General features: G+C 41.4%; 22 protein-coding genes. 15 read left to right on the top strand and 7 right to left on the bottom strand.

Features of this window, described 5'->3' with window-relative positions; genetic code table 11:
- Positions 1 to 8: 8 nt before the first annotated feature.
- A complete protein-coding gene (gene pspF / locus L1264_RS02770) occupies positions 9 to 1,085 on the bottom strand; it encodes a phage shock protein operon transcriptional activator (protein WP_135923994.1) in 1,077 nt (358 codons plus the stop codon).
- 188 nt (positions 1,086 to 1,273) lie between these two features.
- Between pspF and pspA the strand changes: the two genes are divergently transcribed.
- From pspA to L1264_RS02720, 10 genes are all read left to right on the top strand, one after another.
- Positions 1,274 to 1,936, top strand: coding sequence for a phage shock protein PspA (gene pspA, locus L1264_RS02765; RefSeq protein ID WP_135923995.1), 663 nt, complete (start codon positions 1,274 to 1,276; stop codon positions 1,934 to 1,936).
- Between the two features lie 57 nt (positions 1,937 to 1,993).
- Positions 1,994 to 2,227: an envelope stress response membrane protein PspB gene (gene pspB / locus L1264_RS02760; RefSeq protein WP_036969793.1), complete on the top strand. Its 234-nt coding sequence runs from the start codon at positions 1,994 to 1,996 to the stop codon at positions 2,225 to 2,227.
- Positions 2,224 to 2,625, top strand: a complete 402-nt coding sequence (gene pspC / locus L1264_RS02755) for an envelope stress response membrane protein PspC (RefSeq protein WP_135923996.1) — start codon at positions 2,224 to 2,226, stop codon at positions 2,623 to 2,625. The genes pspB and pspC overlap by 4 nt, the downstream gene beginning before the upstream one ends.
- Positions 2,626 to 2,687: 62 nt before the next feature.
- Entirely contained in the window at positions 2,688 to 4,100 is a 1,413-nt protein-coding gene (locus tag L1264_RS02750; protein ID WP_199525861.1) for a YcjX family protein, read from the top strand.
- Positions 4,097 to 5,131 (top strand): TIGR01620 family protein, encoded by a 1,035-nt coding sequence (locus L1264_RS02745; protein WP_199525862.1) that lies wholly within the window; start codon positions 4,097 to 4,099, stop codon positions 5,129 to 5,131. Before L1264_RS02750 ends, L1264_RS02745 begins: the two co-directional genes overlap by 4 nt.
- A gap of 134 nt (positions 5,132 to 5,265) precedes the next feature.
- Positions 5,266 to 6,447, top strand: coding sequence for a methionine gamma-lyase (megL, locus tag L1264_RS02740; RefSeq protein ID WP_199525863.1), 1,182 nt, complete (start codon positions 5,266 to 5,268; stop codon positions 6,445 to 6,447).
- 226 nt (positions 6,448 to 6,673) lie between these two features.
- Positions 6,674 to 7,471 (top strand): phenylalanine 4-monooxygenase, encoded by a 798-nt coding sequence (gene phhA, locus L1264_RS02735; protein ID WP_054553132.1) that lies wholly within the window; start codon positions 6,674 to 6,676, stop codon positions 7,469 to 7,471.
- A gap of 9 nt (positions 7,472 to 7,480) precedes the next feature.
- Positions 7,481 to 7,825 carry a 4a-hydroxytetrahydrobiopterin dehydratase gene (locus L1264_RS02730; RefSeq protein ID WP_199525864.1) on the top strand — a complete coding sequence of 115 codons (345 nt, stop codon included), beginning with the start codon at positions 7,481 to 7,483 and terminating at the stop codon, positions 7,823 to 7,825.
- Between the two features lie 278 nt (positions 7,826 to 8,103).
- Entirely contained in the window at positions 8,104 to 8,619 is a 516-nt protein-coding gene (locus L1264_RS02725) for a DUF6795 domain-containing protein (RefSeq protein ID WP_199525866.1), read from the top strand.
- 113 nt (positions 8,620 to 8,732) lie between these two features.
- Complete coding sequence (locus L1264_RS02720; protein WP_199525868.1) at positions 8,733 to 9,302, top strand: hypothetical protein; 570 nt, start codon at positions 8,733 to 8,735, stop codon at positions 9,300 to 9,302.
- Positions 9,303 to 9,514: 212 nt separating this feature from the next.
- Here L1264_RS02720 and L1264_RS02710 read toward each other — a convergent pair whose 3' ends face one another.
- A complete protein-coding gene (locus L1264_RS02710) occupies positions 9,515 to 9,757 on the bottom strand; it encodes a type II toxin-antitoxin system Phd/YefM family antitoxin (RefSeq protein WP_199525982.1) in 243 nt (80 codons plus the stop codon).
- 305 nt (positions 9,758 to 10,062) lie between these two features.
- Here L1264_RS02710 and L1264_RS02705 point away from each other — a divergent pair, with 305 nt between their 5' ends.
- The 5 genes from L1264_RS02705 to L1264_RS02690 all read left to right on the top strand — a co-directional run bounded on the left by L1264_RS02705 (position 10,063) and on the right by L1264_RS02690 (position 12,439).
- Entirely contained in the window at positions 10,063 to 10,485 is a 423-nt protein-coding gene (locus L1264_RS02705) for a hypothetical protein (protein WP_199525870.1), read from the top strand.
- Positions 10,486 to 10,666: 181 nt separating this feature from the next.
- Positions 10,667 to 10,840: an RHS repeat-associated core domain-containing protein gene (locus L1264_RS21530; protein WP_199525983.1), complete on the top strand. Its 174-nt coding sequence runs from the start codon at positions 10,667 to 10,669 to the stop codon at positions 10,838 to 10,840.
- A 96-nt stretch (positions 10,841 to 10,936) separates the two neighbouring features.
- Positions 10,937 to 11,305 carry a hypothetical protein gene (locus tag L1264_RS02700; RefSeq protein WP_199525872.1) on the top strand — a complete coding sequence of 123 codons (369 nt, stop codon included), beginning with the start codon at positions 10,937 to 10,939 and terminating at the stop codon, positions 11,303 to 11,305.
- A gap of 114 nt (positions 11,306 to 11,419) precedes the next feature.
- Positions 11,420 to 11,971: a phosphoglycerate mutase family protein gene (locus L1264_RS02695; protein ID WP_199525874.1), complete on the top strand. Its 552-nt coding sequence runs from the start codon at positions 11,420 to 11,422 to the stop codon at positions 11,969 to 11,971.
- Between the two features lie 123 nt (positions 11,972 to 12,094).
- Entirely contained in the window at positions 12,095 to 12,439 is a 345-nt protein-coding gene (locus L1264_RS02690) for a 5-carboxymethyl-2-hydroxymuconate Delta-isomerase (protein WP_199525876.1), read from the top strand.
- A gap of 84 nt (positions 12,440 to 12,523) precedes the next feature.
- Here the strand turns inward: L1264_RS02690 and L1264_RS02685 are convergent, their stop codons facing one another.
- The 5 genes from L1264_RS02685 to map form a co-directional block, all read right to left on the bottom strand.
- A complete protein-coding gene (locus L1264_RS02685; RefSeq protein WP_425343229.1) occupies positions 12,524 to 13,615 on the bottom strand; it encodes an efflux RND transporter periplasmic adaptor subunit in 1,092 nt (363 codons plus the stop codon).
- The gene (locus L1264_RS02680) at positions 13,612 to 16,722 is read right to left on the bottom strand and encodes an efflux RND transporter permease subunit (protein ID WP_199525878.1); all 3,111 of its coding nucleotides are present in this window, start codon (positions 16,720 to 16,722) and stop codon (positions 13,612 to 13,614) included. The genes L1264_RS02685 and L1264_RS02680 overlap by 4 nt, the downstream gene beginning before the upstream one ends.
- 288 nt (positions 16,723 to 17,010) lie before the next feature.
- Positions 17,011 to 17,838, bottom strand: coding sequence for a 2,3,4,5-tetrahydropyridine-2,6-dicarboxylate N-succinyltransferase (gene dapD, locus L1264_RS02675; RefSeq protein ID WP_063706839.1), 828 nt, complete (start codon positions 17,836 to 17,838; stop codon positions 17,011 to 17,013).
- A 9-nt stretch (positions 17,839 to 17,847) separates the two neighbouring features.
- Positions 17,848 to 20,466: a [protein-PII] uridylyltransferase gene (glnD, locus tag L1264_RS02670; protein WP_135924003.1), complete on the bottom strand. Its 2,619-nt coding sequence runs from the start codon at positions 20,464 to 20,466 to the stop codon at positions 17,848 to 17,850.
- 12 nt (positions 20,467 to 20,478) lie between these two features.
- Positions 20,479 to 21,288, bottom strand: a complete 810-nt coding sequence (gene map, locus L1264_RS02665; protein WP_268833789.1) for a type I methionyl aminopeptidase — start codon at positions 21,286 to 21,288, stop codon at positions 20,479 to 20,481.
- Between the last annotated feature and the right edge of the window lie 109 nt (positions 21,289 to 21,397).

The following is a 21,397-nucleotide window of genomic DNA, read 5'->3' as shown; positions in this document are numbered from 1 at the left end:
GCCTCTAACTATTGCTGCTGATCTAATAAATTGTATTTTTTCAAATAGCCACGTAATTGATGATACGTTAATTCTAAGTGTTCTGCAGTTTTCTTTTGATTAAATTGGCTATGTTCAAGCGCTTTTTTAATGACATCAATTTCAAAGTCGTTAGACAGCTGCTTTAAATTACAAGGAAATTGAATTTCAGGTTTATTCAGTGTCACCGTTTCTTGATTTTGAACTGTAGCAATAGGGGCGGCATGTTCGACACTAGCAACTGGAGCACTTGCAACCGCAGCTTTAACCCGTTGTTTAGGTCTAAATTTACTCGCGAATGGGTCTAAAATAATCTGGTGAACGGGAATATGTTCATTACCATGGCGATATAAGCTACGTTCAACCACATTCTTTAACTCACGGATATTACCGGGCCACTCATAAGATTGCAGTGTTTCGATGGCGCTACGAGTAAAGCCACTGAATAGCTCCCATTCAAGGTCGCGAGCCATATTAATTGCAAATTGTTCTGCTAGTAGCATGATATCTTCTTGGCGTTCACGAAGTGGAGGCAAGGTAATAACATCAAAGGCAAGACGGTCAAGTAAGTCGCTTCTAAATTCGCCTTGTTCAGCAAGCGTAGGTAAGTCTTCATTGGTGGCACACACTAAACGAGTATCTACTTTAACCGTTTGCTTACCACCAACGCGTTCAAATTCGCCATATTCAATAACGCGTAGAAGTTTTTCTTGCACCATAGCAGAGGTATTGGCTAATTCATCAAGGAATAGCGTACCGCCGTTAGCACGCTCAAAGCGGCCTTCGTGACGTTTGCTAGCACCGGTAAACGCGCCGCTTTCATGACCAAATAATTCGCTTTCGAGTAGGTTTTCGTTAAGCGCTGCACAGTTAAGCTTTATATAGTTTTGATCCCAACGCTTAGATAAAAAGTGCAAACGGGCAGCTATAAGTTCTTTACCCGTACCGCGCTCACCAATAATAAGGACAGGCTTTTCTAAACTTGCTAGTTGTGAAACTTGATCAAGCACACTTAAAAAACTGTCAGATTGGCCGAGTAAGTTATCCTGTTGGCGAAATTGGCTCATATTCCCTAACTCTTAGTCATTTTTACTAAGATCTAGTGTATTTCATTATCTTTGAGAACTAAAGAAATTTATAAATTTAGTTTAACTATTTGAATTTATTTGGTTATTCTAGGTTTATAAAAGTTGGCAAGCATATTGATACTAGATATACCAACTGATTAAGTTAAAACACCAAAGAGGTAAATGTTATGGGAATTTTTTCACGTTTTGCAGACATCGTTAATTCTAATATCAATGCCATCTTAGATAAAGCAGAAGACCCAGAAAAAATGGTTCGCCTGATCATCCAAGAGATGGAAGATACATTAGTAGAAGTTCGCTCTACATCAGCAAAAACACTTGCTGAGAAAAAAGAGCTAGTACGTCGCGTTGACACGTTAAAAGTTCAAGTTGCAGATTGGCAAGAAAAAGCTGAATTAGCACTCAGTAAAGACCGTGATGATTTAGCACGTGCAGCACTGATTGAAAAGCAAAAGTCAGCAGATGCAGTCGCAGCAGTTGAAACTGAGCTTGAACATGTAGAGTCTCACATCGAGAAACTACAGCAAGAAGTAAGCACGTTACAAGAGAAGCTAGCTGATGCAAAAGCGCGTCAAAAAGCAATCATCTTACGCCAACGCTCTGCTGAGTCTCGTCTTGAAGTTAAAAAAGCACTCGACAGCTCAAAAGTCGAAGACGCTTTAAACCGCTTCGAACGTTACGAAAACAAGATCGATGGTCTAGAATCACAAATAGAGTCTTATGATCTTGGTAAAAAATCATTAGCTGACGAAATTGCTGGTCTTCAGCAAGACGAAAAGATTGATGATGAGCTAGCTGAGCTTAAGAAAAAACTAGCAGATAAAAAATAATAAATGGGGGCGTGTCCCCCAATGCTTAAACACATGACGGATTGACAGGAGAGTAGCATGTTTGATGCAGAAGTTTTGATGGCACCCATTATCGTTTTTATGGTGGTTGTTGCCCCACTTTGGTTAATTTTACATTACCGTAGTAAAAAGCAAGTTAGCCAAGGTTTAAGTGAACATGAGCACCGCCAACTGTTAGAGCTTGCACAAAAAGCAGACAAAATGGCAGAGCGTGTTGAAACCTTAGAAGCCTTATTAGACCAAGAGGCTCCACAGTGGAGACGTAAAGTATGAGTACCAAACGCGAATTATTTAGAGACCCTGAGCGTGGCAAAATAGCAGGTGTATGCGCAGGTATCAGCGATTACTTTAACATGGAGCTTTGGCTGGTACGTATTTTAGTGGTGACAGCAGTACTATTATCAGGCGGCCCGTTTATTGTTGTTGCTTATATCGCAGCGTGGTTTATTTTAGATAAAAAACCAACTGAAAAAACAGTGAAAAGCGCAGATAGCATTCACCAAGACCCGCTTGAAGTAAAATTTAAAGTATGGCAAAAAGGGGAACCACCTCGCCGTGCATTGCAAGACTTAAAAGATCGTCTTGCTCGAGTTGATGGTCGTTTACAAGAGATGGAACGCTATGTCACATCAACAGAATTTACGGTTAGCCGTGAAATCAACAAACTTTAAAGGATATAAACGCACCTTGTTTGCATCGTGATACCAAGCGCAAATAAGGTGCCAGACACTTTATGAGCCAATCATTTGCAAAGAACACCTTTAATTCGTTAAAAAATAAAGCGGAAAAAGCCCTTCATCGTAGTTTAGACCAACACGTGAAGTTAGCCGTCACGGGGTTAAGTGGCAGTGGCAAAACCGCGTTTATTACAGCCTTAGTTAAACACCTAACAAGTCAAGCTGACGAAAAAAACTTACCTTTTTTTGATGTGATGCGCGAAAAGCGTCATATCGCTACAAAAATTGTGCCGCAGCAAGCACTGACAATACCGACATTTGAATATAACAATGCATTATCGGCGTTGTTACCTGTTGAAGGTGAGCCAACATGGCCTGCCTCTACCGAGCGCATAAATACGCTACGTTTAGCAATTAAGTACCAAAGTAACTCGGGGCTACGTGGTCACTTCGCACCGCAATCAACACTTTATTTAGACATCATAGATTACCCAGGTGAATGGCTACTTGATTTACCAATGCTAGAGCAATCATTTGCTGATTGGTGTGAGTCACAATACTCACTGTTGCAGCAAACAGCCCGTAACGAAAAGGCTAAGCCATTTTTAACAGCCCTTGCTGAACTTGATTTATCAGCCAGTGTTGATGAAAGTAAACTTGCTGATGTTGCTTCGCTCTATCAGCAGCTATTGCTCGGCCTTAAAAAAGACACCAAACTTGCCATGTTACAACCTGGTCGCATGCTGATGCCCGGTGAGCTAAAAGGCGCGCCGTTATTACAGTTTTTCCCGGTTGCGAATGTGCCTGACGATATAAGCGAAGGGTCAAATCTAGCGCATCTTAAAAAGCGCTATAAGGCCTATGTAAAAGAGGTTGTAAAACCTTTTTACGAGCAGCATTTTCGTCATTTTGACCGACAAATTGTGCTGGTGGATGTGCTCAGTGCCTTGAATGAAGGTAGCGAAACGCTGCATGAGCAAAGTCGTGTTATTAACCAGTTGCTGGCGCACTTTAATTATGGTGAAGCAAGCTTCTTTAAACGTTTGTTTAAACCAAACATCGACAAGCTACTGTTTGCGGCCAATAAGTCAGATCATATTAGTGCTCAGTATCACAAAGATTTAGCGCTATTGCTTGATTCAATCGTGCATGACCAAACGAATCACTTAAAGTTCGAAGGCGTGCAAATCGAAACCATGGCAATGTCATCTATCTGCGCTACAGAGCCGCGCCAAGTGGCTGAAAAAGGCCAGCAGTTAGCCTGTATTTATGGCAAACCTTTGGGCGAGCAAGAATGGCTAACGTATTTACCGCCGCAGCCACCGTCACGCCTTCTCAACAAACAAGAGTGGCCAAAACAGGGCTTTGAGTTCTTATCGTTTTCGCCACTGCCATGCCCTGATAAACGGTTAAAGCATATTCGTTTAGATCATGTCATGCAGTACCTGATAGGAGACAAACTAACATGAGTGAGCAACCAAAGGAGATGAACTTTCAGGCTGGTCGTCGTATTTCAAGCTCTGCAAGCAATGAGGTTACAGCAGAGGAGTTAACTGTTGCTAAAGTCATAGAAAACGCCGAATTTATCGACACTGAAGAAGATCAGCAAGATAGCATTGAGCTTGAGCCTGTGTATAAAAAGTCGAAATGGCAAACCCTAAAAGGGGTGTTTATTTTTAGCTTTTTAGCGTTAGTGTTACTTGAATTTGCGATGTCATTGTTTGTGACGTTTCAGCAATCAATTATTTTAGGCTCGGTGTATTTAACGGCAGTTCTTAGTGGTGTACTACTAATTGCTCGTGTTATTTGGCGCGAGTACCGCATGCTAAGAAGTTTAAAGCGTAATCAATTGCATCGTACCGAAGCCGACCGTTTACTCAATAGCGAGCAAGTAGGTGAAGCACTACCGTGGCTTGAAAAGCTTAATAAACATCAGGAGCTTACAGGGTTTGAAGAGTTTAAGCAGCAAATAGCGAGTCACCATACCGATAAAGAAATCATGACCTTATACGCCGATAGTTTATTGGTAAGCCAAGATCAGCAAGCGAAAAAACTGATAAACCGTTTTGCCACTGAGTCTGGCTTATTGGTGGCGCTAAGCCCACTGGCTTTAGTCGATATGATGGCCGTGCTATGGCGTGGCACTAAGCTCATTGAGCAAATTGGCCGTATTTACGGTATTGGTTTTGGTTATGCAAGCCGTATTAAATTGTATCGCTTATTAGTGAAACAGGTGCTGTTTGTTGGTAGTGCAGAGTTAGTCTCAGATTTAGCTGCGACGGCACTAAGCGCTGAATTACTGGGGAAATTGTCGGGCCGTGCAGCGCAAGGGCTAAGTGCAGGTATTTTTACCGCGCGTATAGGCTATAAAGCGATGGAGCTTAGCCGCCCGTTACCTCGTTTAGAGCATAAGCGAAGCTTGTTAAAAGAAACCGCCAATAGTATTGCCCGTAAAATTGCCTCACGCACGGGTGACAAAGAGACCGAAAATACAAAATGACAACTTTTGTGTACAGTTAATAAAAACAGCTGAGTGATATTTAGCCATCTGAGCATCCGGCATGCTTGTGCATTGTGGGTATCTACGTTTTATTTATGAGTATGAAGTACTGATAATAAAAACGAGAACACACAATGACTAAGCATCACTTACATACACAATGTATTCATGGTCCAGAAAAACCAAACGATCCTCACGGCGCACTGAGTGCGCCACTTTACCAAACCTCTACCTTCTCCTTTGCTAATGCCGCCCAAGGTGCAGCCCGATTTGCCGGTGAAGAGCAGGGCTTTATTTATACCCGTTTAGGTAACCCAACAACCCAAGAGCTAGAACAAAAAGTGGCTCAGTTAGAAAACTGTGAAGCAGCGGCTGCCACAGCGACCGGTATGGGGGCTGTGTCTGCGTCTGTGCTTAGCTTTTTACAACAAGGTGACCACCTAGTCGCATCAAGTGCGTTATACGGTTGTACTTTTGCATTTTTTGCTCACATGTTGCCGCGCTTTGGTATCGAAGTTACTTTTGTTGATATGACCAACGAGGCTGAACTTCGCGGCGCGGTTAAAGCCAATTCAAAAATGATTTTTGCAGAAACGCCAATTAATCCGACCATGGCGGTGCTTGATCTAAGTTTAATTGCTGATGTTGCCAAGCAGCATCAACTGATAAGCGTTATCGACAATACCTTCTTAACGCCTTTGCTACAGCAACCTACATCGTTTGGCATCGATATTGTGGTGCATAGCGCAACTAAATACCTAAATGGCCATGGTGATGTGGTAGCAGGGCTTGTGTGTGGCACAGAGGAGCATATCAACCTAATCAAAATGACGGTGCTAAAAGATATTGGTGCAACGATTAGCCCTCATGATGCATGGTTAATTAATCGCGGTTTAAAAACCCTTGCTGTGCGCATGGAGCGCCACTGTGCGAGTGCCCAGATAGTTGCTGAATATTTAGAGCAACACCCGTTAGTAAGCCAAGTTTATTACCCAGGACTTAAATCACATCCGGGTCATCAATTTATTGGCTCACAGATGAAAGCCGCTGGTGGTGTTATTGCCTTTGAAATTAAAGGCAGCCTAGAAGATGGCGAAACATTCATAAATAACACCCAGCTTTGCACTCTGGCGGTCAGTTTAGGGGATGCTGAAACCCTCATTCAACATCCTGCATCGATGACACATTCGCCTTATACACCCGAAGAAAGAGCAGCTGCAGGGATCAGTGATGGCTTAATTCGATTATCAGTTGGTCTTGAGGATGTTAACGACATTATTAACGATCTTAAAACTGCATTTACATTTATTGGTTAGCTTGTAATTTTAAGTTTACGGTTTTGCTTGCCTTAACACCTTTAAAAACGGGATGTGTAAACTTTTAGAGCTTTTGGTGTAATTTAATCTTTACGTTAGATCTGTTTCTGCAAACCTTAGAAACAGCCAAAACTATTAAAATTTAGCTTACTTTTACATAGTATCGTCTTAACAAGTTAATGAGATTCTGATCAATGCTGATCAAGATTTAACGAAGAAGGTTATTATGGCTAAAGCAAGTAATTACACCTCTAAGCAACCTGATGAAAATGGGGTTATCCATTGGAGCGAAGAAGAAAATAAAATATGGTCTGAGCTAGTTGCTCGCCAACTCGCTTGCATAGAAGGTAAAGCCTGTGATGAATATTTAGCAGGTCTTAAGAAAATTAATTTACCAACAGATCGTATTCCACAACTTAGCGAACTCAACGAAGTGCTACTTGAAACAACAGGCTGGCAAGTTGCGCCTGTTCCAGCACTGATCGATTTTGATGAGTTCTTTCGATTACTAGCAAACAAGCAGTTCCCAGTAGCGACTTTTATTCGCAGCCGTGAAGAGTTTGACTACTTACAAGAGCCAGATATTTTCCACGAAATTTTTGGCCATTGTGCCATGCTTACCAACCCAGCATTTGCTGAGTTTACACACAAATATGGTCAGTTAGGTTATGCCGCTGAAAAGAAAGATCGTGTTTATTTAGCACGCCTTTACTGGTTTACTGTAGAGTTTGGTTTAATGCAAACCGAACAGGGTCTGCGTATTTATGGTGGTGGTATTTTATCGAGCCCAGGCGAAACACAGTATGTGTATTCAGATAAGCCAGAAATCAATGCGATGAATGTGCTAGATGTATTACGTACACCTTATCGTATTGATATTATGCAGCCTGTGTACTACACCATTAACTCAATCAATGACTTATTTGATATTTCACAAATGGATATCATGTCGCTGGTGAGTAAAGCAAAAGAATTAGGGCTACATGAGCCAAAGTTTCCTCCTAAAGAAAAATTAGCAAGTTAAGGATTTATAATGTCTTCATTAAGCACACAAAAGTGTGAAGCGTGTCGTGCGGATGCGCCAAAAGTTTCTGATGCTGAATTAGCAGAATTGATCAAAATGATCCCAGATTGGGTTCCTGAAGTGCGCGACGGCATTATGCAACTAGAGCGTGTTTACAAGTTTAAAAACTTCAAGCAAGCACTTGATTTCACTAATAAAGTGGGCGATATGGCTGAAGAAGAAGGTCACCACCCAGGTCTGTTAACCGAGTGGGGCAAAGTAACCGTTACTTGGTGGAGCCACTCTATCAAAGGGTTACACAAAAATGATTTTATCTGTGCCGCTAAAACAGACGATGTATTCGCTGCACTATAATTTTTAAGTTCTGCCCAGAACGATAAAAGGCGTAACCTCAGGTTGCGCCTTTTTGTTTTTTTAGTTCTGATTTCAGCACCCTACTTGAAGGGACTTCATAAAAAGGCTAGCATGAACCTCATATAGGTAAATACTAGGGAAGGTGGTTTATCGTTTATTCCTCTAAGGTTATAGAAAGCACTCAAACCCAGAGCTTTTATTTTTTACGCCATATCATATTATCAGCTTATATTTGCCTTTATCTTTTACTTTTACTAAAGCCACTTGAGGTACAAGCTATGTTTGGTCGATTTAAATTGCATACTGTAGAAATGTCGCCGGAGGTATCAGGTCGAATAACTGATGGGGGTAAGCCATTATCAGGTGTGCAAGTAGCAAGAAGCCTAGCATATGATGGGTACAAAGATGGTAAAGAGCAACTGGAGCATACATTTACAAATGAAAATGGTGAGTTTTCGTTTACAAAAATGGTAATCAAATCTCGTAAGCCAGGCAGTATCTTTGGACAGAACATGCCAGTATTACAAGCAATTTATGTTGAGCGCGACGATAAGTTATATCAACTATGGTATACAAGTAAGGTGTGGGAACCAGTTAAGCCGTTAAGTGATTTGTTATTAAGATTGAATGCAGATCTACAAAATAAAGAAATACACCATGAAGTCGATACAAGAAGTTATGGTGGTATGCGCTCTCAAGTCGTTTTATCTATATGCTATTACCAAGATAGACTCATAACATCTTTTTATAATAATCAAGAGATATCTACTTATGCAGATATTGATTTATTTTAAGTTCTGCCCAGAACGATAAAAGGCGTAACCTCAGGTTGCGCCTTTTTGCTTTTTTAGAGTCCAAGAATTAACATTGAACTCTTATCTTTGCGAGAACACTAGAAAAGTAAATAATGAAAAACAAAGCGCTTATTCTGCCATTCCTACTCATTTTGCTGCCCTTAATTGATAGTTTGTTTATCCCGCAAACATTTGGCATTCAATGGCACAGCCCTAAGCTGATGTATCAAGCAGGCGTGGCGCTGATGATTATAAAGCTCACTATGGTTGCCATTGGGCTTTGGTTATTACTCAAAGCAAAGCGCCTTTATATGGAAGCCAGTAAATCGACCCGTATTCTCAAATTTTCAGTATTTTTACTCGGCGGCTTACAAGTGGTGATAATGACAGCAATATGCTTTTGGTATTTAGTAGCGGGCACGCAAGCGAAACACTTTATGCTGCAAGACAACATTGCTGTATTTACCGCTGATTATGGCGTATTTGCCCCGGTACATCATGAGTTTTCATTTATATGCTTTGATGCCAATGGTTTTTACCACCTGCAACCAATTGCCCAGCTACCTTGGCTCGGAACCTTTACCTTTACTAGCCAAGATTCACGTTTAATCATTCAACATAAAAACCAAAGCGGCGCGAATACTCAAGAAATTTCATTAAAAGGGGTTGGCTGTTTGCAGTGAGAGGTGTTGGCCTTGTGAAAGGAGGCAGCGATTATAAGTGGTTTTCTGGAAGCTGAGATTGGCTTAGTACGGCAACAATCATTATAAAACCATCTTCTTTAATAAAATAAGCGGTATTTTTACCAACAGGAAAGTAAAAATCATTTGAATAAATGTCATTACAACTACACCCAATTTCTGGATTTTTTGTACCTTATCTTTTGCAAAGTGTTTTATAAAGTATCCAAGAAGTCTTTACCATTAACTACATTACCTTGAGCTAAGTCTCTTTTTGCGTTTTCAAAGCAATGCTTAATATAGTCAACTTTCTTAGCTTTTAATTCTTCATAATCCTTTATAGACATAACAACTACGGCGTCCTTGTTGTTTTTACTAATTATAATAGGTTCACGTTGAGTATTTAAAATTAGTTCACAAAAATTACGTTTTGCATCATTTACTGTTAGTGTATTTATGGCTGTTCCCTAAAATAAAGTCATTGGGAGTTATAAGTAAAATGTATGAAATGATCAAAATAATTAAATTGTGTGACTAATTTTAGCCCGCAGGTAAGAGGTTTTGGTGGAGATACTGACAACTTAATTAGTATTTTTAAATTGGCTTTAATATAGCTGTTAAGTAATTTTATGATGTAGGAACAAAAGAAACCACCTACTAATAGAAATAATCAATGAACTTGAAAACATATACAATAAAACTGAAATTGAATGTGTCATATTTAATGAAATTTTTTAGGCTAATATAAATATAGGATTAATAAATGACTCTTTTACGTGTTTTTCTAACTGTTATTTTCGTTATATCTATTTCAGGGTGTGTTGGTGCTGGAGTTATGTATTCTAACGATAAAGAGGAGAGTGTTTCTTTAACTAAATCAGAAATTAAAAAGCAATTTGGTGAACCCTTAAAAATAAAATCAGGGCAAAATAGAGAAGTTTGGTATTACAAAGCCAAAGATGAAAGCATAAATGGTTTTTTTATAGGGCTTGGTATCCCCTTACCACTTTTTATTTCTGTAGATGAAAAAGTTATCGTCGAATTTGAAGGTGAAACTGCAACGAAATTAATACACAAGAATTCACAGCAGAAAACGATTGGGGCATTTTGTAAGTATGTACCAGCTCTACATCATGGTTCAGATACTTGGTCTTGCCATTTGGGTGAAAAAAATGGTGCATTTTGAGTTGTATTGCCAATTTAGAAAGTTAGTTGGGGCAGGTCTTTCTTTTTGCCCTTGGTAAGTCTGTAGGGGCAACTTATTAGTGAAAACGAATGGCTCAGGTTTAAGAGTGGTAATTCATAAGTAAGGTTCACTTGGTGAGCCGATTAATACCAGCTCATCGCGTTTCCGTTAGACTGGGCAAATCTTAATCCCAGGTACTAAGTTTTATCACTACAAAGTATGGGTTTATTATCCAAGGCTAGGTCGTTTCTTACAAACTGACCCTGTGGGTTATGAAGATCAGATGAATCTTTATGCTTATGTGAGGAATGATCCGGTAAATCCAATCGCATACAGGCGGTGTTTCACCTGCTAAATTTGAGGAAGCGTATTTTCTGAGTTAGATACTGTCTAGTGAAAGCTTGGAAGTCCACCTAGCACTTATGCATTTTATGGAGCTACGGAGGCTAGTGTGAATAAAGTAGTAAGCATACTGGATGATAAAGGGGTTAAATTAAAGCTAGAAATAGAGTTATTAGAAAGTAACTTAGAAAAAGTAGAGCAACGTATTGATGCTCGAGTGAAGTTTTATAAATGGGTGATTGGAGCCTTTTGGGGTTTATACTTATTAAGTGTTAACTTTCAACTTCGTTTTTTTGGAACAGCTAATAAATTGGATGAGGTATTTCTTAGAAGTATTTTTGAAGATTTCTTGCTTGTAACCTTATTTACATTACTCGCTCTAATAGCCATGATAAGTTACAAACGGGCGTCTAATATGTTAATAGCAAATATCCAATTTGCATGTGTTGAGCAGAAGACACGTAAACCTATCACTTAGTATGTAGCTCATGGCGTATTTGTTAGTAAACTTACGAGGCTTTGTTATATGGTAATAGTCACAATTTGAAATTGTATTGATTTTCAAATATTTCTTTCTATTAATGGAATTTCAATGAAAATTACTTTAGTAAGGCACGGAAAACCAGTTTCTAGCACTAATCCTAAAGTTACTGCTGTAGGTTTTGCTTATTGGGTTCGGGCATACAATCGTTCATTGGTTTGCCGTGATAATTTTCCGCCTAAAGAGTTTTATCATAAGTTTCGTGACAGTTACATAATTTCAAGCGACTTAATTCGAGCCATTCACTCTACCAAAATATGTCTGGGAAGAGATGCTGATTTAGTTTCACGTAACTTCAGAGAAATGGATATCCCTAGGTTGAAGCTCCCCTTTTTTATGACAGTTAACAGCTGGCTAGCTGTTGCTAGACTATGTTGGTTCATCGGAATATCCGGCAAGGGAGAATCTTATAAGTCAGGCCTTGAGCGAGTTTTATCCGCGGTTGACTATATCACCTTAAAAGTTAATGAACATGGGCATATTGTTGTATTCGGTCATGGTATTTTTAATCGGTTCGTTACTAGAGAGCTGAAACGGCGAGGGTGGTGTGTTAAAAGTAATCAAATGGGTTTTTGGGGAGAAACGGTACTCATAAGAAATTAATGTTTACTCACATTTGCTATGGCTTGAAAATTAGCTTTCACGATAAACTCATCAGGCATTATTTGTGTTAAGGTCTTTGCTGCTATTAAATATTTTTATTAGAAATGTCATAAGGAAAGATAAATGCCTCACTTTATAATGGATTGTTCAGATCAGGTCTTTAAAGTCCATGAAGAGAAATTTCTCATAAATCAAATTCATCAGGTCGCGAACTCAACGGGTTTATTTGACGAAAATGATATAAAAGTCAGGCTTAACCCTTATAAAGTTTATTCAGTTGGAAATAAACAAGAAGATTTCATTCATGTGTTTGCACATATAATGCAAGGAAGAACATCAGCTCAAAAAGCAAAGCTATCTAAATTAATGGTTAATAAACTTATTGAATTGTTTCCTAATGTGCCAAATATAGCCATGAATATTAGTGACTTTGAGAAAGCGACTTATTGTAATCGTGCTATGTTGTAGGTACAGGCTTTTTTGATTGATTTATAACTGCCAGCTCACGACATATTCATTTGCTGGCAGTCTATTACTTACATAGCTAACTAGTTATTGCTTTACCTGAACTTCGACTTCTTGCCCGGTTTGTAGTTGCTCGGCGCCGCGTACTGCGACTTTATCGCCCGCATTTAAAGCGATGTTTGAAGTCGGGGTGACTTCAACCAGTTTATCTTTTCCATTACCGACTTTTACGGGAATTTGCAGGGCTTTGTTGTCGTTGTCGATTTTGACGATATGGGTGCCTTTTTTGCGTAAGATCAGCGCATCGCGATTCACCAGTAGTACATCCCCTTTGCTTTTTAGTGGCACGGCTACATCAACAAGTTGGCCAATTGCCCATGTTTGCTCGGCGTTATTTGCTAGTAAGGCACGTACTTCTACGGTTTGTGAACGCGGATCGGTTGATGGGATCACCGCTGTTACGGTGGCTGTTGTCATATCTGGGGCTGATAAGTCGCCGGCTTGAATTGGTAACTCTATGCCTTTGTGTAAAAACTTTAAGTATTTAACAGGCACGTACAAACGCACTTCTAAGTTATTAATATCAAGCAGGGTGACCAGTTCATCTGCGCGATTTATTTCGCGACCAGCGCGTTTAAAACGCTCGCTGATCACGCCATCAAATGGGGCGCGAACGGTTGCACGCGAAAGTTGATCGTCTATCACTTTTAATTCAACCTTCGCCAGTGCAATATCAGATAACGCAAGGTCATGCTTATTTTGCATATCATCGACTTGGCTTGCTGCAGCACTGCTGGCTTTGGCGAGTTTTTGTAAACGAGCCAGCTCTTGTTGATATAAACGTAAGTTTATTTTGGCACGGTTGAGCATTTCTTGCTGGCGTGCTTTTTCAAGTTCAAGCGGTAAGGTGTCCATACGAACTAGGGTGTCGCCACTTTTAACCAGAGTACCTGGCTCAACAACATATAATAAACGGCCGCTTACGCCTGCTGTTAGGGTTACATCATCTTTACCATACAAAGTGCCGCTGACTTCAATTTCGCTTGTCAGCGGGGCTTGTGTGACGGTTTCTACTGTAACCGGCACGACTGCAAAGGCGTTAAATGCGATAAGACTGAATAGCGCACAAAAGCGAGCGGTTAATTTACGAAAAGGTGTGTTCATTGTTTTAATACTCATTGATTCGATACCAAGCTTAAAGGCGTTTTTTCTGGTTGCTGTTTGTTATTAGCGGGCGGCAGTTGTCTGCCAAGTTGCAATAAACTTGGCATTAATATCAGGGTAAATAGGGCACTAATGGCCATGCCGCCGACAATCACAGTGGCAAGACCACGGTAAATTTCTGATCCTACCCCCGGCATTAGCATCAGTGGCAGCATGCCAAATAAGCTGGTTAAGGTACTTAAGTAAACGGGTCTTGCGCGCAATAGCACAGCTTGGCGAACGGCGTCTTCTCGGCTAAGCCCTGCGGCCATCGCGACACGGGTTTGGTCAACCAATAAAATGGCATTATTTACCACCAGACCCAGCAGGATAATAAAGCCAATCATGGTCAGTAAATCGAGCGATTGGAAGGTAAATAAGTTAAGTACAAATAAAGCCAGTACACCGCCTGCAATTGCCAATGGCATGACGAGTAAAACTAACGCGCTGTCTTTGGCTGACTTAAACAATGCGGTCATTAGCAAGAATAAAATAAACAGAGCCAAGATAAAGTTGATTGTCATTTCTTGCATGGCCGAATTCATCTTTTGTGCGTTACCCGCCAAAATCGCGCCAGAGCTGTCGGGTAAGCTTGCACGAACTTTTGGCATAACTTGCTCTGAGAGAATGGTTTGCGCTTGTTGCAAGCTCATGTCTGCTGGTGGCGTGACAACAATACTTACGGTACGGCGGCCATTAACACGTCTAAGCTGGGTTGGCCCTACGGTGCGTTCAATATTGGCAAGCTCGCCTAAGGTTTGAATACCTGATTGTGGGGTCACAATGGGAAGGGCTTTAAGCTCCTCTGGGGTTTGCCACGGAATACCGCGCAAAATCACGTTCATGCGTTCGTTGCCATCAAAGTATTCATTAACAAATAACCCACCTGTATAGGCTTGCACTGCTTGAGATACATCACGGCGAGTTAGCCCTGCTTGGGTTATACGACGGTCGTTGGGTGTGAGCCTAAGTTCTGGCTCTGCCATATCGAGTCGTGGTTGTGGCCTTGCTGTAGCATTTGGCATTGCTTCTGTAACTGCTTGCAGCGCAACATTAGCACCGGCTATTAGCTCGTCCATATTCGGGCCAGTTAAATCGATATTGATATTGCGACCATCACCGCCATTAGCAACTTGGATCATCGACCCTCTAAAGAAGAATACTTGGGTGTCGGGCAAATCAATGAAGATCTCTTCTCGGGCTACCTTCATTAATTCCTCAACACGTTGCGGATCGGCAGAATAAATAAAACCGCCAGCATTCGAACCAAATGCATAAAAGTTAAAATCTTTTATCCCCGGCTCTTTTTCACCTGTGTAATAAGGCATTAAGCGCTTTTTAATACGCATCAGCAGCTCTTCTTCCATAAACTGTACATTGCCGCCAGGTGGGGTATTTAAGTTAAAGAAAAAGCCATCAGTTGGTGCGCGCGGCATAAAATCAGTTTTCGGGAGCATGGTCATGGTCGCGACGAGTGAGCCACCTAATAACGACACTATCCACACTATTTGTTTAACGCGGGTATTGGTAAGCGCCATGATGAAGTTAGTCAGCTTATGCCAATATTCACGATAAGGATCCGCTTTTAGCTCTTTGTCTGGCCAAAAGTGGTTAGCCAACGGAATCAGTGTAATTGCGCAAATCATCGAGGCAATTACAGCAATGGATAAGGTGAGCGCTAAGTCAGAGAATAACTGCCCTTCAATACCTGCCATAAATAAAATTGGCAAGAAGATAGCAACGCTGGTGGTGGTTGAGGCAAATAAGGCACCTGTTACTTGAGCAGCGCCTTTTAGCGCGGCTTTTTTACTATCAAAGCCTTCGCTTCTGAGCCTTGCGATATTTTCTTGCACTATGATGGCGGCATCAAGTACTAAGCCAACAGCAAAGGCAAGGCCCGCCAGTGAAATAACATTTAAACTGCGGTCAAAAATGTTCAATGTTAAAAACGCCACTAACAAAGAGACAGGAATTGTCGCTGCAATCACAAACGTGGCCTTTAAGCCCCTAAAGAACAGCCATAAGATTAAACACGACAGCAGAACACCCAAGCCTAAGTTACTTTTTACCAACGACAAGGCATTACGAATATGCACAGAGGCATCAAAACTTAATTCAATCGATAAGCCATTTTCAGCCAGCGGCCCTTCGTTTAGTTCTTTAATAGCAAGGTTAATGTCGTCGAGTAGGGCAACGGTGTTGGCTTCGTTAGCGCGCGAAATACGAATGTAATACGCGGGTTTACCATTTCGACCACTCATCCCTAAACGGTCAGAAAAAGTGCGCTCTACACTTGCGATATCGCCAAGGTAAATGGGTCTATCGCCTGAATAACCAACGCGCATTTGTGCCATGCTCGATAAATCATATTGCCCAGTAAAGCGCACGGTATATTGACGACGGCCAACATTGGCAAGGCCACCAGAGGTATCGCGTGAGCTGGCTAATACGTTACTAATTTGGTCAAGGCTGACGCCAAGTGCAGCGGCTTTGTGAGGGTCAAAGGTAATACGTAATTCTTTTGGTCGTTCACTGGCTAAGTCAACGCGGGCAACACCTGGGATACGTGCCAAACGGGGCTCAACAAATTCATCAATTTGTTTTTGGAACTGCGCCATGTCTAAATCAAGGCTGTCGCTATTAAAATCTTTCGGGGTGACCAGTAACGTTGCTGCGGCTTCCCCATTATTACCGCCAGCAAAAACCACAGGATCAAATGCATCTAACGGCAGAGGTGGCGCTTGGTTAAGGCTAGTTAATACATCAAGCATCGCCTGTTGCATGTTTTGCCCAACAGCAAAAGTTAACGTGATAGAGCCATTGCCACGGTTAATGTAAGTATTAACCTCTAAGGCACCCGGGGTGTTTTTTACTGCGTTCTCGAGCGGCTCAATGATCACCGATTCAATCTCTTCAGGTGCAGCTTGGCGCCAGCCAGAGAAAATAGTGATCTGCGGTTGCTCAATATCTGGTGTGAGCTGAATTGGCAACTTAAAAATACTTAACATGCCAAACAACATAATCAACACCAAGATGACAATAACACTCGCAGGGTTCTTCAGCGAACTACGTGTCAGGTTCATTGTGTGTGTTCCAAAATCAGTTTGTGTGCATTGTAGTGCGATGTAAAAAAAGTGCCAGTGAGGTAAATGAAATGTATATCAGAAGTAACGCTGAATAGCCGTTAATTCGCGATAAAATGTGTATTTGAAATAAGATGTAACAATTTAACGTCCGGAGCTTTAAGTTTTAAGTCCTAAGTTTAAAAAAAAGCGCGAAACTAGCTAGCATCGCGCTTCTTAATCTCTAAAACTTAAAGCTGACGGCTGACGGCTGACGGCTGACGGCTGACAGCTGACAGCTCAGCTTAGTTACTCATCAATCGAGCGAAGTAGGGCATTAATACCTACTTTTTCGCGAGTTTGCTGGTCAACTTTTTTCACGATGATAGCTGCGTATAGGCTGTGCGAACCATCTTTTGACGGTAAAGAACCTGGAACAACAACTGCGCCGGCTGGTACTCGGCCGTAATGAGTTTCGCCTGTTTCACGGTCATAGATGCGCGTGCTTTGGCTGATGTAAACACCCATTGAAATAACCGCACCTTCTTCTACCACAACGCCTTCAACAATCTCAGAGCGTGCACCGATAAAACAGTTATCTTCGATAATCGTTGGGTTTGCTTGCAGTGGCTCAAGTACACCACCAATGCCTACACCGCCCGACAAGTGAACGTTTTTACCAATTTGTGCACATGAGCCAACCGTTGCCCATGTATCAACCATCGTACCTTCATCAACGTAGGCACCAATGTTGACATAAGATGGCATTAGCACCACGTTTTTACCTACAAAGCTGCCTTTACGCGCCACTGCATTAGGCACAACACGCATCCCGCCTTGTTGGAATTGCTCTGGTGTATAGTCGCTAAATTTAAGTGGTACTTTGTCGTAAAACTGATTAACACCATCGCTCATTGGTTGGTTATCACGAATACGAAAAGACAGTAGCACCGCTTTTTTCAACCATTGATGTACAACCCACTCACCACTGATTTTTTCAGCAACACGGGCAGCGCCGCTATCAAGTAATTCAAGCGCATCGATAATCGCTTGCTTTACTTCACTTGATACCGTGCTTGGGCTGATGCTATCGCGGTTGTCCCAGGCGTTTTCGATCATGGTTTTTAAATCTGACATAAGATCCTCTTATTCGGTTTCTGCGTTGAGTTTTTTACGCAATGCTTGATGAATTTTAGCCTGTTCTTCGTCTGTTAATGCTTGGTACTCGTTATTTGATACCACGAAGAAATCTTCTGCACGTTCACCAACAGTGGTGATCCGCGCGGCATGAATATGTAATAAGTGTGCTTGAAATACTTCAGCAATTTTCGTTAATAGACCCGGAATATCCACCGCTTGGATTTCAATTAAGCTGCGATCTTTACGAGCATGCGGTCTAAGCACAATTTTTGGTTTGATATTAAAGTCTTTAAAGCGCTGTGAGCGGTTCTTTTTGATGCGAATTTTCTTTTTCGGATCGCTAATCGCAAGCTCTAATGCACGCTTAATGCCTTGCGCACGGCTACTTGCAATCGGGTCACCATTAACTTCTAAAATAACAAAGCTAAAAATCACATAGCCATCTTTAGTCGTTAACACCTGGGCATGTTGGATTTGCGCTTTTTTCGAACCAATTACACTCACCAAGCGTGCAAATAAACCCCCTGAGTATGGGCTGTAAGCGAATACTTGCGTCCCCCCGTGCATTGCGGTGTCAGAAACAGTGACACTTGGTAGGCTTAAATCTTCACAATTTAATAAGTGCTCTGTTTGCCATGAAATTTGTTGCTCACTAAAGGCGGTAAAATAATTCGCTTTAAAGCGGCTCCAAATTAAGTCGATTTGGTCTTCATTGCAGCCGTGATTCAATAAGCGCTGCTTGGCTTGCTGTTTTTTATCACGAATTTGGTCGCGCTGATCCATTGGGTTTTCAAGACCTAAACGCAGTGCTCGCTGGGTATGTAAATACAGCTCACGTAGTAGGGTGTTTTTCCAATCGTTCCATAGATTATCGTTAGTGGCACGAATATCGGCCAAGGTTAAGCAATATAAATAATCTAGCTGGCGCTCATTTTTTACTTTGCTTGCAAAGTCTTTAATTACGTCTGGGTCATTAATATCTTTACGCTGTGCTGTAACCGACATAAGTAAGTGATTAGCCACTAACCATGAAATAAGCTTGCCGTCTGATGACGGGAAACGGTGCAATTTAGCAAACGCAATCGCATCAACCGAGCCTAGTTCAGAGTGGTCGCCGCCACGGCCTTTGGCGATATCATGGAATATACCCGCTAGATAAAGTAACTCAGGTTTATCCATGCGAGTGACAATTTCACTACAAAGTGGAAACTCGCTGACTTTTGACTTATCAAAATATTTATAAATATTGTTGATTAGTTTGTGGGTGTGCTCATCTACGGTATAGGCGTGGAATAAATCAAATTGCATTTGCCCAAAGATATTACGCCACTGCGGTAAATAGGCCGCGATAATGCCGTGCTTGTGCATTAAGGTAAATGCGCGACCCATACCATTTGGGTGTTTAATTAAGCGTAAAAATGCTTCACGGCAAGCGGCGTAATCTTGTAAATCACCGAGTAACCGGCGACGTACTTGACGCATTGTGCGTATAGTACTTGGGTAGATATGGGTAATTTCAGGGTTATCAGCAATATGCTCGAACAACACAAATAGCTGATCTCGGCGGAAAAATACCGACGGGTTTTTTACGCGAATTTGATGGCCAATACGTTCAAAGTTACGGTCAAGCTCAACCACTGGTAACTCACCGGCACCCGGTAAAATACTTTGCTCGAAGTATGAAAGTAGCATTTGGTTGAGTTCACGCACGCGGCTCATAATACGGAATAAGCGCTTCATCATGCGCTCAACTGAGGCCTTACCTTCACTACCAAAGCCAAGAATTTCTGCTGCGTGAGGTTGGTGGTCGAACAGTAAACGGTTTTCAGATCGCCCCGCAGCGATGTGCAGCGCAAAACGAATGTTCCAAAGGTTTTCTAAACATTCAGAAAGCTCTTGGTATTCTTCGTGAGTAAGATAGCCGTGATTTATTAATTCTTGTAATGTTTCGGCTCTAAAGTGCTTTTTAGCTACCCAAATAATGGTCTGTAAATCGCGCAGGCCACCTGGGTTTTCTTTGATGTTTGGTTCAAGATTATAAGCCGTACCATGACATTTTTTATGGCGTAAACTTTGTTCTTGTACTTTTGCCAAAAAGAATTCGTCTGAGCGCCAAATTGGTGTATCAATCAAATGATTTTTGAGTTTTTCAAATTCAATGTGATTACCAAAAATTAATCGGCTTTCGAGCAAGCTGGTGGCAAATGTCACATCTTCGCGTTTTTGTTCTAATGCTTGTTCTATTGTACGAACGCTGTGACCAATTTCTAAATTAAGATCCCAAAGCATAGTGACGAACTGGCCAATTTTCTCGCATACGGCTTCACTGGGCTGTTCACTAACCAGCAGCATAAAGTCGATATCGGAGTAGGGATGTAGTTCGCCACGACCATATCCACCCACAGCGATAAGTGCTAAGTCACTTTCGTGAGCAAGGTCGTAATCATGAAACAGTTTAATTAATAAGCGGTCGATAAACTCAGCACGGGCATTAATTAAGTTGCTAACGGGTTGTTTTGAGAATTCGTTCTGTAGCCATTTATAAAAATAACTAGAACAGTCGCGATAATCGCTAAGTTGCTCAGCTTGGCTGAGCAACTTTTTTACTTTATTGGGTAATGCCACAGGGGCTGGCTCCTAGTGTTCGATGATCCTGTCGATAGTATCATCTGATCGGAGCGTTAAAATTTCAACACCATTTTCAGTCACTAGTAGTGTGTGTTCCCACTGCGCAGACAAAGAACGGTCTTTTGTTACAACTGTCCAGTTGTCTTTTAGTAATTTACACTGACGTTTACCGGCATTGACCATTGGCTCGATTGTTAAGCACATACCAGCTTTCAATACTTCGCCAGTACCTGCTTTTCCATAGTGCATTACTTGTGGCTCTTCGTGGAACTCAGCACCAATACCGTGACCACAGTATTCGCGAACAATTGAATAGTTAAAGCTTTCAGCGTACTTTTGAATTGCAGCACCGATATCACCTAAGCGCACGCCAGGTTTAACCATTTTAATAGCAAGGTATAGGCTTTCTTGCGTGATATCCGCAAGGCGCTTACCTTGAATATTAGGTGTACCTACATGGAACATCTTAGAAGTATCACCGTGATAGCCATCTTTGATCACAGTAACGTCAATATTTACGCTATCACCTTCTTTGAGCGGTTTGTCATTCGGAATACCGTGACAAATTACATGGTTCACTGAGGTGCAAATTGATTTTGGGAAACCGTGATAATTAAGCGGTGCTGGAATAGCATCTTGAACATTAACAATATAATCATGACAAATTGTATTTAGTTCATCTGTGGTTACACCTGGCACCACATGCGGTTCTATCATTTCAAGTACCTCGGCGGCTAAGCGCCCGGCAACACGCATTTTTTCGATTTCTTCAGGGGTCTTGATCACAGCACTCATTGAGGCTCCAAAGTTGTTTTTCAGGTCAGTTTTTAGTGCACAAATTTTGCACTAGACGTTGAGTTTTCAATTTTAATATGGTATAAAGCGCGCCGTCTTTTTACAAATAAATTCTTAACTGATTTTTTGTATT

The sequence above is a fragment of the Pseudoalteromonas sp. APAL1 genome, from assembly GCF_021532475.1.
In the GTDB taxonomy this organism is placed as follows: Bacteria; Pseudomonadota; Gammaproteobacteria; order Enterobacterales; family Alteromonadaceae; genus Pseudoalteromonas; species Pseudoalteromonas lipolytica_C.
This window is presented reverse-complemented; position numbering and strand designations above follow the sequence as displayed.